This is a genomic window from Ruegeria meonggei (assembly GCF_900172215.1).
Classification (GTDB): domain Bacteria; phylum Pseudomonadota; class Alphaproteobacteria; order Rhodobacterales; family Rhodobacteraceae; genus Ruegeria; species Ruegeria meonggei.
Map to the genome: position 1 here is coordinate 37249 of NZ_FWFP01000006.1, position 15092 is coordinate 52340.

Here is a 15092-nt window from a genome sequence, read left to right on the forward strand (position 1 = left end):
CGGATGAACCGAATCTCCTCCGCTCCGGAGACTAACGGAGCTGCCCCCAGTTTCCGGATATCCAATCATTTTGCAACCGGTTTCAAAACTTCGTCCATCCCAACCGGCCGTCCGGACTGTGCGGACCGCGTTGCTGCCTCGGCCATGGCCAGAGCGGCCACACCGTCATCCAACGTCACCGGCATCGCCGCACCGGACAGTGCCGCCTGTACAAACGCATCCCATTCGGCGCGGTAGGCGGGCAGGTATCTTTCCAGGAAAAAGTAGGTTGGCTTTGCCCCGGTCACGCCATCCGCCGTCGATTTCACTACTGCGTTTTCCAGGATGTTTTTGGCCTGCAACAAGCCACCCGACCCCAGCAGTTCGATCCGCTGATCATAACCATAGGTCGCCCGTCTCGAATTCTTGATTACCGCAATCCGTCCATCCGCATAAGTCATTGTAACAACAGCTGTGTCGACGTCGCCAGCCGCTCCTATCGCGGGATCGACAAGCGACGAACCAACGGCCGAAATCTGCTGTGGCAGCTGCCCCATAAGATAGTTGGCCATGTCAAAATCATGGATCATCATGTCCCGAAACAAACCACCGGACACCTTGATATAGCTGACCGGTGGTGGCGCGGGATCAAAGGATGTTAATGCCAGCATTTCCGGCGCGCCGATCTCACCGTTATCGACGGCGGATTTGAGGGATGAAAAGCTGGGATCAAAGCGGCGATTGAAACCCACCATGACCGGCTGCCCGCTTGCCTCGGCCACAGATTTGCATGCAAGTGCCCGTTCCAGGCTAAGATCAACCGGCTTTTCGCACAGAACCGCCTTACCTGCTTGAGTGGCTGTCTCGATCAGATCCGAATGGGTGTCGGTCGGGGTGGCAATCAGAATCGCGTCAATCGACGGATCAGCGATGATTTCACCGGAACTGCGCACCGCGGCGCCATACTCGGAGGCAAGGCTTTCGGCTGCATCGGCAACCGCATCAGACACAGCGCAAAGCTGGCTTTTGGGATGTGCGGCTATGGCCTGTGCATGCACGCGGCCAATACGCCCAGCGCCAAGCAATCCTACTCTTAGCATGCGGTCCTCCCGATTCCCTAAATTGGGGACACAATGATTCTCTTTGCAACCGGTTGCAAGATATTTTTCACGGATAGGCGCATGGCGCTGCACAAGCCCTCAACCAAGCGTCACAAAACCAATTGAGAAAGCGGTGATTGGCTATTCTATCAGCTCAACCAAGGCAGACATGTATGAGGTGGGTTTTGGCACGCACGACGTTTTTTAGCCTGGCCGCTTCGGCCCATGCGGAATACAAAACTGCCCTGTCAGCGTGCTTTATGTCGTCACGATGGACAAGGCAGAGTTGCAAGCGAAACAGCATACGCTGTCGGGGGTGAGTTCAAAGGCTATCTGGCTCACCGACCGACCCAAGCAAGAATCTGGTTTGGCCAATTCCAGCATTTTCATCGCCAACTGGCCGATGGGCGACAACAGCTTTGAGGTTGATCCACCAAATGCCGTGCTAAAGGATGAAACCGCCGATGGTGAAGAAGTCGAAATCGCGATGGCGCAATTGGAGCCCGGCTGGGATGACAAAACCCCGGTCATGCCAGTAAAAACCTTATGCAATCCAATGCACGTGCAATCCCGGCATAGCTGCAAACTGGCGATCCCTGAAGGACTCGAACCCTCAACCTGCTGATTAGAAGTCAGCTGCTCTATCCAGTTGAGCTAAGGGACCGCTGCGCCCTTCTTGCTGCTTTTACGGGCGGGGTTCAAGAGCCAAGCGCATGAAGGCGCTGTTGGGATCGTCGTCATAGCCGAAGATCGGTCCACAATAGGAATACCCCAGCGCCTCATAGAGTTTGCGCGCGGCTTCATATTCGGAAAGATGGGCGGCACCTGTCTCGAGCACAAGGGCCGAAACCCCTTCAGCCCGCGCCAGATCAGCCAGATAGGTCATGATGACCTGCGCCAGGCCACGGCCACGGGCAGCGGCCACGACATGCACGGACTTCACCTCGGCGGTACCATCCGGCAGTGTCTTGAGCGCGCCGCACCCCATTGCCTTGCCGGCCTCGTACAATGCCCAAAAGCGAATGCCCGGCTCTCGCAGCGCGTCAACATCCAAAGTGTGGTTCGAGGTCTGCGGCGTTGCACCCCAGCTATGAGCCAGATGCGCCTGAATGATCGGGCGCAGATCCTCTGCTCCGGGGTCAGCTGCGCGGATGTCGATCATTCAGAGGGTCTCGGTCAATGGGTCCATGGTACCCGGCGTCCCGTGGCGAAGTTTTCGCCATATCCACCCGCACGCACATTGGCCTTACGCTTGTGTGGCTCGCTGACCATCGCGTCGATGCCATTGTCCTTGGCGTAATCCAGCGCCTCTTCTTTGGTGTCGAACTTCAGCCGCACTTGCGTCTGCGTGTCGTTTGAAGAGGTCCAGCCCATCAACGGATCAACCTCACGCGTCGACGCGGGGGCGTATTCCAGAACCCACTTGCGGGTCTTGGCCATACCCGAGGTCATCGCATTCCTAGAAGGCTGGTAAATCCGTGCGCGCATGTCGCCTCTCCGTACTCACTTGGCTGGGGATGTTTATGCGCCAGGCGCGCCGCGCCGACAAGCCTGCAATTGTCGCATTGCCTGGGATTTGAATTGCCTCTTGAACAAGAACAAAAACAGATCAAAATCAGCCACGAAAGGAATCTCCCCCAATGGCTTATGCTCATTCCGACAAGACCCAGCTGTCCGCCGAGGATGTCCGTGCCCGCCTGAAGCTGGAAGGCGGCAAACAATTTGTCATGCATACGGAATTCTCGCCGGCCGGGGATCAACCGACCGCGATCAAGGAATTGACCGGCGGCGTGCAGGACGGCGAGCGGGATCAGGTTCTGCTGGGGGCGACTGGCACAGGTAAGACGTTCACCATGGCCAAAGTGATCGAGGAAACCCAGCGCCCGGCGATCATCCTGGCCCCCAATAAGACGTTGGCAGCCCAGCTATATGGTGAGTTCAAAGGATTCTTCCCCGAAAATTCGGTCGAGTATTTCGTGTCCTATTACGATTACTACCAGCCCGAGGCCTACGTGGCGCGGTCTGACACCTACATAGAAAAAGAGAGCCAGATCAACGAACAGATCGATCGGATGCGCCACTCGGCCACGCGGTCGTTGCTGGAGCGCGATGACGTGATCATCGTGGCCTCGGTGTCCTGTATCTATGGTATCGGTTCGGTCGAAACCTACGGTGCGATGACACAGGACCTGAAGGTGGGGAACGAATATGACCAGCGGCAGGTGATGGCCGACCTGGTGGCCCAGCAATACCGCCGCAACGATCAGGCGTTTCAGCGCGGATCCTTCCGTGTGCGCGGCGATTCCCTGGAAATCTGGCCTGCCCACCTTGAAGACCGGGCCTGGAAGTTCTCGTTCTTCGGCGAAGAACTGGAAACCATCACTGAATTTGACCCGCTGACCGGCGAACGTGCCGCGAATATGGAGCAGGTGCGGGTCTATGCGAATTCCCACTACGTGACGCCGAAACCCACCATGCAACAGGCTATCATCGGCATCAAAAAAGAGCTGCGGATGCGCCTCGACCAGTTGGTCGGTGAGGGCAAGCTGCTGGAGGCCCAACGGCTGGAACAGCGCTGCAACTTCGACCTGGAAATGCTCGAAGCCACCGGCGTGTGCAACGGGATCGAGAACTACTCGCGCTATCTGACCGGTCGCGCGCCGGGTGAGCCGCCCCCGACCCTGTTCGAGTTCATCCCCGACAACGCAATCGTATTCGCCGATGAATCCCACGTCAGCGTGCCGCAGATCGGTGGCATGTATCGGGGTGACTATCGGCGCAAATTCACCCTAGCCGAGCACGGCTTCCGCTTGCCGTCCTGCATGGACAACCGCCCCCTCAAGTTCGAGGAATGGGATGCAATGCGCCCACAATCCGTCTTTGTTTCGGCCACCCCCGCCAAGTGGGAGATCGAACAGACCGGCGGCGTATTCACAGAACAGGTGATCCGCCCCACCGGGCTCTTGGATCCCGAGGTCGAAATCCGCCCCGTCGGCATGCAGGTCGACGATCTGCTGGACGAGGTGCGCAAGGTCGCCGCCGATGGATACCGCACGCTGGTCACCACGCTGACCAAACGTATGGCCGAGGATCTGACCGAATACATGCACGAACAGGGCATCAAAGTCCGCTATATGCATTCCGACATCGACACGCTGGAACGCATCGAAATTCTGCGCGACCTGCGGTTGGGGGCCTTCGACGTGCTGATCGGCATCAACCTGCTGCGCGAGGGGCTCGACATCCCGGAATGCGGGCTGGTGGCCATTCTGGACGCCGACAAAGAAGGCTTCCTGCGGTCCGAGACCTCTCTGGTTCAAACCATCGGCCGCGCCGCGCGGAACGCTGACGGGCGGGTGATCATGTATGCCGACAAGATCACTGGTTCCATGGAGCGCGCCCTGAACGAGACCAACCGCCGCCGCGCCAAGCAGATGGCCTATAACGAGGAACACGGCATCACACCCGCAACGGTGAAGAAAAATGTCGAGGACGTTCTGGCCGGTCTCTATAAAGGCGACGTCGACATGAACCGCGTCACCGCTACCATTGACAAACCGATGCACGGCGCGAACCTCGAGGCCCATCTGGACGGGCTGCGCGACAAGATGCGCAAAGCCGCCGAGAACCTTGAATTCGAAGAGGCCGCCAATGTCCGGGATGAGATCAAACGTCTGGAAGCGGTCGATCTGGCCATCGCCGACGACCCCATGGCGCGGCAATGGGCGGTCGAGAAAGCCTCGGAAGACGCGGTGAAATCGCGCGGAAGGTCAACGGCTGGCAGACCGGGGCAGCGGGGTGGAAATGTGAAACGGCGGAAGCGATGACTATGCTTAAGAATTTCATATTGTTTACTTTGATGAGCGTTTTAATGACCTCGGCAAATGGAGCATCAAATTCCGAAACTGAAAACCGCTCGACCGAACTGGGACGTCCTTTGAAGGTACTTACCGACGGAATGTCTGGTGTGCTTTTAAGACAAATTTTGGATTTAGGTGGTCTTGGCGAAATTGATTTCACCCATAAATCGGACAAGCTGTCAGATTTTGATATGCTTGTTGTTTTTGTTGATGAATTCGAAGAGGCTACCGCGCTGGGGATAGTCGAACAACTTGGTTTGGGCGACAGGTTTGCGCCTGAACCGGGTTCAAATCCATTTATGATCACTGTTTCCATCCAATTCGCTGAAATCGAAAATCGTTTCCCGATAATTGCAATTGATCGAAGGCAATTTTACGCAAGAGATATCTCGTGCCATGCGCCATTTTTGAGGGACATTATTCTTCATTTTGACCCCGATACAATTGTCAAAAACGAAACCAGTTATCGTGCTGCATCTGATTGCGGTGGCAGCATTTAGCCTGCGTAGGACGGATGCTCGCACCCGCTTGTTTACAATTGGTCGATATCACAATGCGGAAGGCCTGATAGTTGAATGTCTCTTCTTTCATAAGTCTTTTTCAAAAAAGGCTGACACCTATTTGCGAAAGTTTGAAGGCGTCCGCTTCGGTAGCGTCTTCGACAAGGGCACCAAGGGGAAGCTGTTCTTCCTGCTCTTTTCGCTGCTACTGACATTCTTCGAACCCGGCTATTGGGCTCATCCACGCGCCCCATATGTATTAGTTGGCTTTCTCCTGTTGCTTTTCGCACGAGAACTAATGAACCTGATCTCCATTGCTGTCGCCCGGTTCCTTTTCCGCTAGCAATAAGCAAGAGCAGGAAAGGATGTCCCACACTCCACCCTTGCAGCCCAGCGCCCTCTCCTCCACGTCTGAAGTCACAAAATGTGATTCCAAACGGTTGCCATGACAAACCCGAACACCCTGCCCAGTACGCATGAGGTCCAAAGCGCCATTCACCGGGTGCGTTGTATCCGCAGGGTGCTGGCCGAAGGTCTGGCGCGAATCTCAGGAAGATCCGTCAGCGTCTTCCATCAAACCCCATCACGCAACACCAACCTTTTTGACGACTACTCGAACCCTGCAATGCGATAACGGGGTAGAAGGGTCGCAACCCAGTACCACTGAAATCGTCTGATCAATCAAAAAGCAACACGCGTTCAAAAAACTATCGCAAGAGTTGTAATCTGCAATTATGCAAGAAACTATCACCTTCGAAATATTTCTCGGAGTAGATTGATTTGCCTATACTAATACTCATCCTGACCGCAGTTGGCGGCGCAATTTGGTGGTGGGTTCGCAACAACCCAAGAGAAGCAATAAATACCGCTCAGGACGTGGCGACCACGCTGAAAAACGCCCCCAGAAAGCTCGCGTTTCGCAGCGTTGCCAATGCGCATCCGGTCGAAGGCATCGATGATGAGCGGATTGCGATATGCGCAATTGCACAGTCCTTTATCGAGCTTGATGACCTGCCCACCTCGGACCAACGTCAACAACTGCATGTCCTTTTGCGGTCAAAGCTGCGGTGTTCCGAAGAAGAAGCGCACGAGATGGAGGTCCTTGGACGATGGCTGATGACGCAATGCAACGGCTCTGGCGGTGCAGTTTCCAGGTTGGGTCGCCGGCTGCAGAAGATCGATGGCGGGGCCTCTTGGAATCGCCTTCAAGAGATATTGATGCCGCTGGCGGGGGATGCATTGTCTCGTGCACAGATCGAAGCCATCGCAGATCTGAAAACCGCGCTCAGGGTGAAATGAAAGAAGGGGCAATGCCCCGTCTCAGGCTGCTGCTTCACGGAAATCTACTGCCCTTTCTCTTCTGACTCGAAGGACAGGGCAAGCTGCATCCTACATCCCCAACTCCGCCCGTTTTTTCCTGGTCATTTTGGCTACGACCAGATCATAAGACGTCACAATATGTTCACGCAGTGAGCTGTCGCTCATCCCTCGGTCCTCATAGACCTGCAGCCACTTCATCCCCCGCGACGCCAGATAGGGGGCGGGGCGGATGCCAGGCTCGTGCTGCAACACCTCATACGCCAGGTCGGTGGCTTTGAAGGTGAAAGCATCCTTGCCGTCATTCCAGCCGCAAATTGCAAACACTTTATCGCCCACCTTCCACACATCCGAATTGCCCCATTGCACCACATGACTGGTGGCTTTGAGGCTTGCGCAGAAAGAGTTGAATTCATCGCGGATCATATCAACCAATGTGACGAGAACCCCGATCCGGGGCAAGCCCGGCGAACACCGGACGCATCAAAAGGAAGTCTCATTTCTTAACAATTTGTGAACAATTTTTTGCCCTATCTTCTGTAGTTCTGTGACTGCGAACTGGCGCAACAGAAACCAAGTGATACGGGGGCAGGCGTATTCGGGCCAACCTTCTACAATTTCAATCACTTGCAAACATTCCAGAGAACAAGATCGCGCCACAAAAACAGAGCGCACTGATTATGAAGGGACGAACATGACGCTTTCAACAGACAAGCAGCAACTCATCGAACAGCGGATCGCCAACGATTCAAAGAACATTTTTGTAGCCTACTTGCTTTGGTTTTTCGTGGGGATGTTTGGCGGACATCGTTTCTATCTGGGTGAAAGCAAATCCGCGATCATCATGCTGGTCCTGACCATTTTGGGTTTCGTGTCCGCCATTCTTATTGTGGGTTACTTCATTTTGCTGGGCGTTTGCATCTGGGTGCTGGTTGACGCCTTCCTCATCCCTGGCAAAATCACCACCCAAAAGAACATAATGCGTCAGCAACTGACCGCTGAGATGTCGGCATAACCGACTAGTGCGGTTGGCCGAACTTTCGAACAACAAATTTGGGGCGGAAATCTCCCGCCCCTTATGCGCTTAGCCCTTGTCCCAATGGGCGATCACATCAAACCCGACGGGGTTTGGCGGGCTTTCCATGAATTCGGCGAAATGGCCCCACAGCTCGGCCACTTTGGGTGCGTTCGCGTTCGAAGTCTCTTCGGATTCCACCACCGAAATTACATAACCCGAGCCATCTTCGTTCATCACATTGGTAAAGCTATGAATTCCTGGCATCGCCATGATCTGATCTTTTAGTTGATTCATTTTGTCCGTCGCTGCCGCGCGGGTGCCGGGCTTCATTTTGAACTGGGTAATACGTGCAAACATGTCTTGTTTCCTTTCCAGGTAGAATCCCCAATATCGGCGTAAAACGCGCCTCGGTCAGTGTAGCACAAAAGAGAAACTGCGCCGGAATTGACCAATCGGGGCAAAACTGCCGCTTAGGGTCGCAGGAATTTGGCGTTGCCGACCGTGCGTGATGCCGGTACCTCGGCCTGTTTTGGTGGTGTGTCCTGAACTGGTGAGGGCACCGGCGCGCCACATGCAATACCGTCGCCATCCGGGTCGTTGCGCCGGTGGTATCCCGGCTGCCCTTCGTAAAATGGGCCGCGTACAAATGACTCTACCGCTGAACATCCAGCCAGGGCGATCAGATGTACCGTCGCCTCTTCACGTTCAAATTCGGACGTACGCAGATAGACGCCCACCGCGATCCCGATGGTCGTCACCGGCAACATAAGGACCATGGTCAAAATCCGCAGCGGCGACAACGCGCGTTTTCGCAGGGTTTCGGCCCGTTTGCGCCGCCTTGCGGCTGCGGGTTCACCGGAAAACGCTGTGGACAAAAGGTTCCTTGGAGACATGCAAACCCGATACACGTGATTTGTGGCGAAACCGAGACTGAGCATTGATCTTGTCGTCTGAATGGAACTGTAAACAGCGACTATCTCTGCCTCATGCCGCAGGTATGATGGCGGCAACGTACCCACTCCTCAAGCATTCGTGAGCTGCCGCGCACTATGCCAGAGACCGATCCGCTGACGCATCCCCGGCAGACATCTGGCCTGATCAGCGCACCACATGAACTGCGCAGGCGGCGTGGCGCACCACGTGGTTCGCGGTTGAGCCCAACAGCAAGTCCTGCATGCCCGGCCGATGCGAAGCGATGACAATTAAATCCGGCTTATGCGCCTCGGCCCAATCCAGAATTGTACGGCCCGAATGCCCTTCGACCACAATGCCAACGGCCTTTGGAAGCTTCGCGGCAAGCGCATCCAATTCCAACTGAATCGCCTTGCGGGCTTCGATCAGATATTCGGGCGGCATGTAGGAAATCGCATAGTTTGGAATATGCTCAACTACGTGAAGCAACGTGACCTGAGCGTCCGGTGTCGCCAAAATCTCGGCCAGTTTAAGCGGCCCGGATATATCCCGTTCAGAATCAAATGAAATGGGAACAAGAATGTTGTGATACATGACGCGCACCTCCGTTTTCACACGGGCAGTTTGCGATACCAGTCGCCACAAGGCTTTGATCCAGGTCAGGAACTGCCAAATGTTTCGGCGACGTCATACATTACCGGCTCAAAGCTTTTGCACAGCTCGTTGATCTTTCGGTTGCGATCGCGCATTTCGGGCGTGCGCAGCATCGCCAGGAAATCCTCACGACGTTCCCATTGCGAGTAATTGGCGATCCGGGTCTGGGCGTCGTTCACATGCAGCCCGGCCGCAACAAACCCCGGCTGTTTTGAGATGAATTCGGCATAGGCATCAGTCAGCGCCTCAAGAAGGTCCTGGCAAGTGCCAGGGGTCATTTCAAAGGTGGTGATAACTGTCTGGACGCTCGCATTCTTGGAAATTTTCGGCATCTGGATTCTCCCTTGTCTTTCGCAAGCCTAACACAGGATTTCGAAAGGTCTTGTGTTTCCTTAATGTCTGATCAGACTGCCCTGGCGTCCAGAAAATGAACAAAATCCTAACCATCCGTTAACCAAGCTGGCGGATGCTGCGCCCATGAAAGGGGTTATCCTTCATATTGCCCTGTTGTTGATCGCAACACCTGCCTGGTCCGGTGCCTGGCTGCGGGAAAAGGACTCAGCCTTTGTTGCAGCCGCCGTGACTGCGTTCAAAGATCCTGACGGTCGGTATGATTACAAATCATCGCTTTATGCTGAATGGGGATATCGGCCAAACCTGACCATCGGATTCGATTTTGAGGAACACCGCGACGTTTACGGTCATGCCCTTCTGTTCGCCCGTGCTCCGGTTGCGGATTTTGGCAAATGGGGGCGTTTTACCGCCGAGTTCGGAGCAGGCGCCCACCACCGGCACAAACGCGCCTAGGCGCTTTACAAGATGACGCTGTCATACGGGAAAGGCTTCGAAACCAGCTGGGGCAACGGCTGGATCGCGGTTGATACCGCTCTAGAGTATCGCACCCATGACGCGATGTTCCGCAAACTGGATTTTACCGCCGGGCTGTCGTCGCAACGGCTCTTGAACCCTCTGCTGCAGATCGAAACGTCTTACACCCCGGACAAGTCCTTGTTCTGGAGAGCCCGTCCCTCAGTGATGATCCGACGTCCCAACAGTCCTACAACCTGGGTTCTGGGTCTGGAACGCAACGATGCGCGCAGCGATACCGGTATAAAGTTCGCGATCTGGAACGAGTTCTGAATTGCAAAGAGGCCGCCCTGATCCGGGCGGCCACAGTTACGTTCAGCGTTCCATCCGCATAATGACCGACACTTCTCCACGAACGGCCTGCGGCCAGCGCAAGCCGATTTCATTTTTGTTCGTGCCCTGCTCCAAATCTACATACGGAGCGGCATAAGTGACGGAGCCAAAACTGTTTCTCAGCGGCCCCAAGGTCGTGACGGAATCACAACTGCGCGTCTTGCCGCCAAATGGCAATCTGACCTGCGATGGAATTGTCCAGACCTGAGACACAGAGGCCTGACTATGACGGAGCCGCGACGGGTTTGAAACTTTGAAATTCACCCCATGAAAGGTGTTATCATGGAACATCACATCCCGGTGCGCATCCTTGTTCAAAATGGCGAAAGTTGAATCCACCCTTTCTACCCGATTAATGCTGCCACTCGACGACCGGAATTTGTTGCCAGTGACGACCACGCCGTTCAGAAAATGCCCCGCCCCATGTGGACGAATTACAATATAACTGAACCAAGGCGGGACTTCGCTGGAATAAAAGATATTGTCGGTAATCGTCATTGAACTGAACGAATACCCGGCCGTATAAACCGGATTGGCATCCCGTTCGTTGGTCCATTCTACAAAGCAATTGTCGACATAGTTTTCAGAGATAGTCGAACTGTTATAGGTGCCGATCATGATCAGGCCCGCGCTGCGAACACCTTGCGAGATGCTATCACCCTGAAAGAAGTGGTTGCCCAGAACCATGTTGTTGGTGCCGCCCAGGACAGCAAAATGCAAAAAACGCACAGCCCTGTTGTGGCGCAGCTTGATGTCATTGGACGTCGCGTTCAGACCGATCGACTTGCGGTTTGAGACGTTGAAGGATTCCTCGCTCGACAGGAACTGACAATTGTCGATCAGCATTCCCTGACACCCGGTCCCGATCGACGTGATCCCGCGGTCCTTTGGGCGGCTTATGAAACAATTGGCAACCGCAAACGTGCTGCCCGACGGGGCCAGACGGATGGCACTGCAGCGGCCATTGCACTGGAACTCGATCTCTTCCATGCCGAATTTTCGCAACGTGCTGAAGCCGCTGAAATCCAACAGATATTTGAACGCTTTAAAGTTAAATACCTGTGTCCCGGCAGCGTCATAGATCGGTGCGCTTAGGGTAATCTCACCGGCGCCAACGTTTTTCGAACGGACATAGACTTCGCGACCAACGCCATTGCCCTGCACTAGCGCACCCACCGGAATGTTCGCAACCTTCGCGACGTTGCTCAGACGGGTTCGATTGTTCGGGTTGTAGGTCGCATGGGAACTAAAGGTCTCGGTATCCCAAGCGGCGCTGCTTTGGACATCAAACTGGCCAATGCGCAGCACCCGGCGCGTTGAAAACCCGCTTTGTTTGTTTGGAACGGCGGCCGCCATGTCAATGGGTTGACTGACTGCAATCTTGCGTCCCCCCATATCAAGAGATTCATGATCGGAATTGTTCAGCAGGGCCTGAAAGGCTTTTTTAAAGGCCAGCATTTCGTCGCCAAAGGCCGTAATGTAAGCAGGCAAATCAAAGTTCTTGGTCAGCAGCAACATCTTGTCATCAGGCATCGTGACAGTGCCTTCGAACTCAATCTCGGACGAGATCGAGGTGTTTTGTGCCAACAGGTAAGTTCCTTCGGGTACAAATACACGACGCCCGCTTGCGGCCTGATCCGCCGATTCAAAAGCTGCTGAATCGTCCACGACGCCGTCTCCGACGGCCCCAAAGTCACGGACATCGACCAGGCTGATCAGGTCACGCAGAAACACACCAGTGACGTCGGTGATTTTGATGTCGTCGACCCGAATGACGGCTCTGTTTGCGCCATCGATATCCAGGCCGAAATGCCCATAAAGAGCATCGACGCCCCAAGGCATATCCACGCCCGGACGCTGACCCGTGCCAACAATGGCGGTGATCTCATGGACCGCGCCATAGCTGGACAGTTGGGTCGCCGGGCCTTGCTCGGTCACGCCTGTCACCTGAACGTCCCCGGCACCACCGGCCCAGCCGGCAATGCGTACTTGCGGCAACGGACCACTAATCGCCTTAACCCGCGCCTTGATCTGCAAATAGCACCCCGGAAACAAGGGTGTCTGACCCATGTAGCGCAGTTGCTGGGTTGTGTTGACTTTCAATATTTCAAGACAGCCGCCGAAATTCGGATCTGCGGGTACAAACGCTCCGGTGCCAGACCCGTCATAAGTAGGTGAGCCGGGGGTCCCGTTGCCGCTGGACCACACATTCAGTCCGTTGGTGAAAGCAGGCGGTGTAAACACGATGCCATCAGTGATTGCCTTGTTCATAGAAATCCCTTTCCCAATCGCGCTGCAGCAGATCACTGCGCGCATAAACCCAGTGTCCGGGCAGGACCCGAACGCAAAAGCCTGAGTATCGAAAAGGGATTAACCGCCGCTCATGTCACCGTGACGGTGGTGTTGCGTCACGCTGCTGGGTCCGAGGCTCCCAGAAGCTGTACGCCATTGATCTTCCATCTGTTTTCTAGCTGCACCATCTGGTAATCTAGGATATGTACGCGGCCGTCGCCATCTACGATCATAACCTTCTGCCACAGCATTCCAGCCACTTCGCGCAGTTCCAGAAAACGTACATCCGCCGGGCGCCAGACCATCGGGTAACCGTTGCGCACCATTGCTCCAAAGTTCTCGGGGCTTTGGAACATGCGCTGGATATTGGGGCTAGCAAATGTAAAGGCCGTGACGAAGTCATCCGCCTCAAACGCTTGTATCTGTGCGGCAATGTTCGCCTCAATCTCGGCGTTCTGGGCAAATGCACCTGTGCCCAGCCCGGCACTAAGACATACAGCAAGTAGTAAACGACGCATGGGGCCACCTCCTGATGAAAGAGTAGCCCCACACGGTTTCAGGTCAAATCAGACCAGCTCTTCAGCCAGCGCCTTTTCGATCAGCGCGACTGTTTCTGGAACACCGTAAAGCGCGATAAAACCGCCAAAACGCGGTCCTTGCGACGCGCCCAGCAGCACTTCGTACAGCGCGGTGAACCACCCGCGCATGGGATCGAACCGCTCTCGACCGATGGAATAAACCACCGATTGCAGTGCCTCGTCCTCTACCGGTCCATCATAGGCCTCAAGCGCCGACTTCAGCGCCTCCAGCGCCTCACGCTCTTGATCGGTCGGTGCGCGATGCTGACGGGTCGGTTTGACAAAATCGTTGAAGTAACGCACCGCGAAACCCGCCGCCTGATCCAGATCAGGATGGGTTTCGGCTGTGGCCTCTGGCGCATAGCGGCGGATAAAGCCCCACAGCGCCTCTTTGTCCTCGGCCCCGGAAACAGACGCCAGATTCAGCAGCATTGCAAACGGCACCATCAGCGTGGATTCCGGAACGTCACCACCATGGATATGCCAAACCGGGTTATTCAGCTGCGCCTTCAACTCCTGCCCCGGGTAGGCGCGCAACTGCTGATGATACTCATCATAGGCTTTCGGAATCACATCGAAATGCATCCGTTTGGCCGTTTTGGGCTTTTGATACATGAAATACGCCAGCGACTCGGTCGGGGCATAGGTCAGCCATTCGTCGATCGACACACCGTTGCCCGAAGACTTGGAGATCTTCTGCCCGTTCTCATCCAGAAACAGCTCATACGAGAAATGCTCGGGCGCGCGGCCACCCAGCGCCCGACAGATCGCGTCATAAATCTTTTCGTTAGTGGCGTGTTCCTTGCCGTACATCTCAAAATCAACCCCCAGCGCCGCCCAGCGCGCGCCGAAATCGGGCTTCCACTGCAGCTTAACGTTGCCACCCGTGACAGGCAGCGTCCATTCCTTGCCAGCTTCATCATCGAAGGTAATGGCATACGTCTCGGCACAGACCTTTTTCATTGGCACATATAACACGCGGCCGGTTTCGGGATGGATCGGCAGAAAGATCGAATAGGTCTGCTGGCGTTCTTCCCGCAAGCTTTTCAGCATGATCGCCATCACGTCATCATACCGCTCAACCGCTCGCTTCAGAATCTCGTCGAACTGGCCCGAGCGATAAAACTCGCGCGCCGAATAGAACTCATATTCGAACCCAAAGGTATCCAGGAACCGGCGCAGCATTGCGTTGTTGTATTCGCCAAAACTGGGGTATTCGCCGAACGGATCCGGTACCGAGGTCAGCGGGCGCTGCAGATGCTCGGACAGCGCTTCTGGGTTCGGCACGTTGCTTGGCACTTTGCGCATACCGTCCAGATCGTCCGAAAAACAGATCAACTTGGTCGGGATGTCCGACAGCGATTCGAACGCGCGCTTGACCATCGTGGTTCGCGCGACCTCACCAAAGGTTCCGATATGCGGCAGGCCTGATGGGCCATAACCCGTTTCAAACAGCACATATCCCTTTTCCGGAGCCCCTTTCTGATAGCGTTTGAGCAACCGGCGCGCCTCTTCAAAAGGCCAGGCCTTGGACGTCAGAGCGGTTTCACGCAATTCAGACATTTGATTATGAGCTCCATCAGGAAAAACAGTGCCGATCGCCCCATGCTACCGACCGATCCCTCCTATTGTGCCCATGCAGCATGAGTCAATAAAGCGCGCGGTTTTTCCTGACGGAATAC

General features: G+C 55.2%; 19 protein-coding genes and 1 tRNA gene. 8 read left to right on the forward strand and 12 right to left on the reverse strand.

The annotated features are described in order from the left end of the window. Positions 1–65 precede the first annotated feature (65 nt). Positions 66–1079, reverse strand: a complete 1014-nt coding sequence (gene iolG / locus RUM8411_RS11270; protein ID WP_085822817.1) for an inositol 2-dehydrogenase — start codon at positions 1077–1079, stop codon at positions 66–68. A gap of 271 nt (positions 1080–1350) precedes the next feature. Between iolG and RUM8411_RS11275 the strand changes: the two genes are divergently transcribed. Then, positions 1351–1704 carry a hypothetical protein gene (locus RUM8411_RS11275; RefSeq protein ID WP_143534881.1) on the forward strand — a complete coding sequence of 118 codons (354 nt, stop codon included), beginning with the start codon at positions 1351–1353 and terminating at the stop codon, positions 1702–1704. On the opposite strand, the gene RUM8411_RS11280 is transcribed toward RUM8411_RS11275, so the two are convergent. The 3 genes from RUM8411_RS11280 to RUM8411_RS11290 form a co-directional block, all read right to left on the reverse strand. Next, positions 1667–1743: transfer RNA gene (locus tag RUM8411_RS11280), tRNA-Arg, on the reverse strand. The genes RUM8411_RS11275 and RUM8411_RS11280 overlap by 38 nt on opposite strands. Before the next feature lie 21 nt (positions 1744–1764). Further along, positions 1765–2241 carry a GNAT family N-acetyltransferase gene (locus RUM8411_RS11285; RefSeq protein WP_085822819.1) on the reverse strand — a complete coding sequence of 159 codons (477 nt, stop codon included), beginning with the start codon at positions 2239–2241 and terminating at the stop codon, positions 1765–1767. A gap of 14 nt (positions 2242–2255) precedes the next feature. After that, complete coding sequence (locus tag RUM8411_RS11290; protein ID WP_085822820.1) at positions 2256–2567, reverse strand: ETC complex I subunit; 312 nt, start codon at positions 2565–2567, stop codon at positions 2256–2258. 152 nt (positions 2568–2719) lie between these two features. On the opposite strand from RUM8411_RS11290, the gene uvrB reads away from it, so the two are divergent. The 4 genes from uvrB (at position 2720) to RUM8411_RS11310 (ending at position 6738) form a co-directional block, all read left to right on the forward strand. After that, positions 2720–4906, forward strand: a complete 2187-nt coding sequence (gene uvrB, locus RUM8411_RS11295; RefSeq protein WP_085822821.1) for an excinuclease ABC subunit UvrB — start codon at positions 2720–2722, stop codon at positions 4904–4906. Then, complete coding sequence (locus tag RUM8411_RS11300) at positions 4903–5439, forward strand: hypothetical protein (RefSeq protein ID WP_143534882.1); 537 nt, start codon at positions 4903–4905, stop codon at positions 5437–5439. Before uvrB ends, RUM8411_RS11300 begins: the two co-directional genes overlap by 4 nt. Next, positions 5408–5782: a hypothetical protein gene (locus RUM8411_RS11305; protein ID WP_085822823.1), complete on the forward strand. Its 375-nt coding sequence runs from the start codon at positions 5408–5410 to the stop codon at positions 5780–5782. Before RUM8411_RS11300 ends, RUM8411_RS11305 begins: the two co-directional genes overlap by 32 nt. Positions 5783–6219: 437 nt before the next feature. Continuing rightward, on the forward strand, positions 6220–6738 hold the full coding sequence (locus RUM8411_RS11310; protein WP_143534884.1) for a hypothetical protein: 519 nt from the start codon (positions 6220–6222) through the stop codon (positions 6736–6738). A 90-nt stretch (positions 6739–6828) separates the two neighbouring features. On the opposite strand, the gene RUM8411_RS11315 is transcribed toward RUM8411_RS11310, so the two are convergent. Continuing rightward, complete coding sequence (locus RUM8411_RS11315) at positions 6829–7182, reverse strand: MmcQ/YjbR family DNA-binding protein (protein WP_085823033.1); 354 nt, start codon at positions 7180–7182, stop codon at positions 6829–6831. Between the two features lie 121 nt (positions 7183–7303). On the opposite strand from RUM8411_RS11315, the gene RUM8411_RS11320 reads away from it, so the two are divergent. Next, positions 7304–7771 (forward strand): TM2 domain-containing protein, encoded by a 468-nt coding sequence (locus tag RUM8411_RS11320; RefSeq protein WP_234995198.1) that lies wholly within the window; start codon positions 7304–7306, stop codon positions 7769–7771. Between the two features lie 69 nt (positions 7772–7840). Here RUM8411_RS11320 and RUM8411_RS11325 read toward each other — a convergent pair whose 3' ends face one another. The 4 genes from RUM8411_RS11325 to RUM8411_RS11340 all read right to left on the reverse strand — a co-directional run bounded on the left by RUM8411_RS11325 (position 7841) and on the right by RUM8411_RS11340 (position 9672). Continuing rightward, positions 7841–8131: a hypothetical protein gene (locus RUM8411_RS11325; protein ID WP_085822826.1), complete on the reverse strand. Its 291-nt coding sequence runs from the start codon at positions 8129–8131 to the stop codon at positions 7841–7843. Between the two features lie 113 nt (positions 8132–8244). Then, positions 8245–8667 carry an excalibur calcium-binding domain-containing protein gene (locus RUM8411_RS11330; protein ID WP_234995199.1) on the reverse strand — a complete coding sequence of 141 codons (423 nt, stop codon included), beginning with the start codon at positions 8665–8667 and terminating at the stop codon, positions 8245–8247. A 205-nt stretch (positions 8668–8872) separates the two neighbouring features. Beyond that, positions 8873–9280 (reverse strand): universal stress protein, encoded by a 408-nt coding sequence (locus RUM8411_RS11335; protein ID WP_085822828.1) that lies wholly within the window; start codon positions 9278–9280, stop codon positions 8873–8875. 65 nt (positions 9281–9345) lie between these two features. Beyond that, the gene (locus tag RUM8411_RS11340) at positions 9346–9672 is read right to left on the reverse strand and encodes an antibiotic biosynthesis monooxygenase family protein (RefSeq protein ID WP_085822829.1); all 327 of its coding nucleotides are present in this window, start codon (positions 9670–9672) and stop codon (positions 9346–9348) included. Between the two features lie 145 nt (positions 9673–9817). Between RUM8411_RS11340 and RUM8411_RS23000 the strand changes: the two genes are divergently transcribed. After that, positions 9818–10147: a hypothetical protein gene (locus tag RUM8411_RS23000; RefSeq protein WP_234995200.1), complete on the forward strand. Its 330-nt coding sequence runs from the start codon at positions 9818–9820 to the stop codon at positions 10145–10147. A gap of 12 nt (positions 10148–10159) precedes the next feature. After that, positions 10160–10480 carry a hypothetical protein gene (locus tag RUM8411_RS23005; protein ID WP_234995201.1) on the forward strand — a complete coding sequence of 107 codons (321 nt, stop codon included), beginning with the start codon at positions 10160–10162 and terminating at the stop codon, positions 10478–10480. A gap of 42 nt (positions 10481–10522) precedes the next feature. Here the strand turns inward: RUM8411_RS23005 and RUM8411_RS11350 are convergent, their stop codons facing one another. From RUM8411_RS11350 to RUM8411_RS11360, 3 genes are all read right to left on the reverse strand, one after another. Beyond that, a complete protein-coding gene (locus tag RUM8411_RS11350) occupies positions 10523–12811 on the reverse strand; it encodes a glycosyl hydrolase family 28-related protein (protein WP_085822830.1) in 2289 nt (762 codons plus the stop codon). Between the two features lie 137 nt (positions 12812–12948). Further along, on the reverse strand, positions 12949–13350 hold the full coding sequence (locus RUM8411_RS11355) for a DUF4864 domain-containing protein (protein WP_085822831.1): 402 nt from the start codon (positions 13348–13350) through the stop codon (positions 12949–12951). Positions 13351–13398: 48 nt separating this feature from the next. Further along, positions 13399–14973 (reverse strand): lysine--tRNA ligase, encoded by a 1575-nt coding sequence (locus RUM8411_RS11360; RefSeq protein WP_085822832.1) that lies wholly within the window; start codon positions 14971–14973, stop codon positions 13399–13401. Positions 14974–15092: the final 119 nt, after the last annotated feature.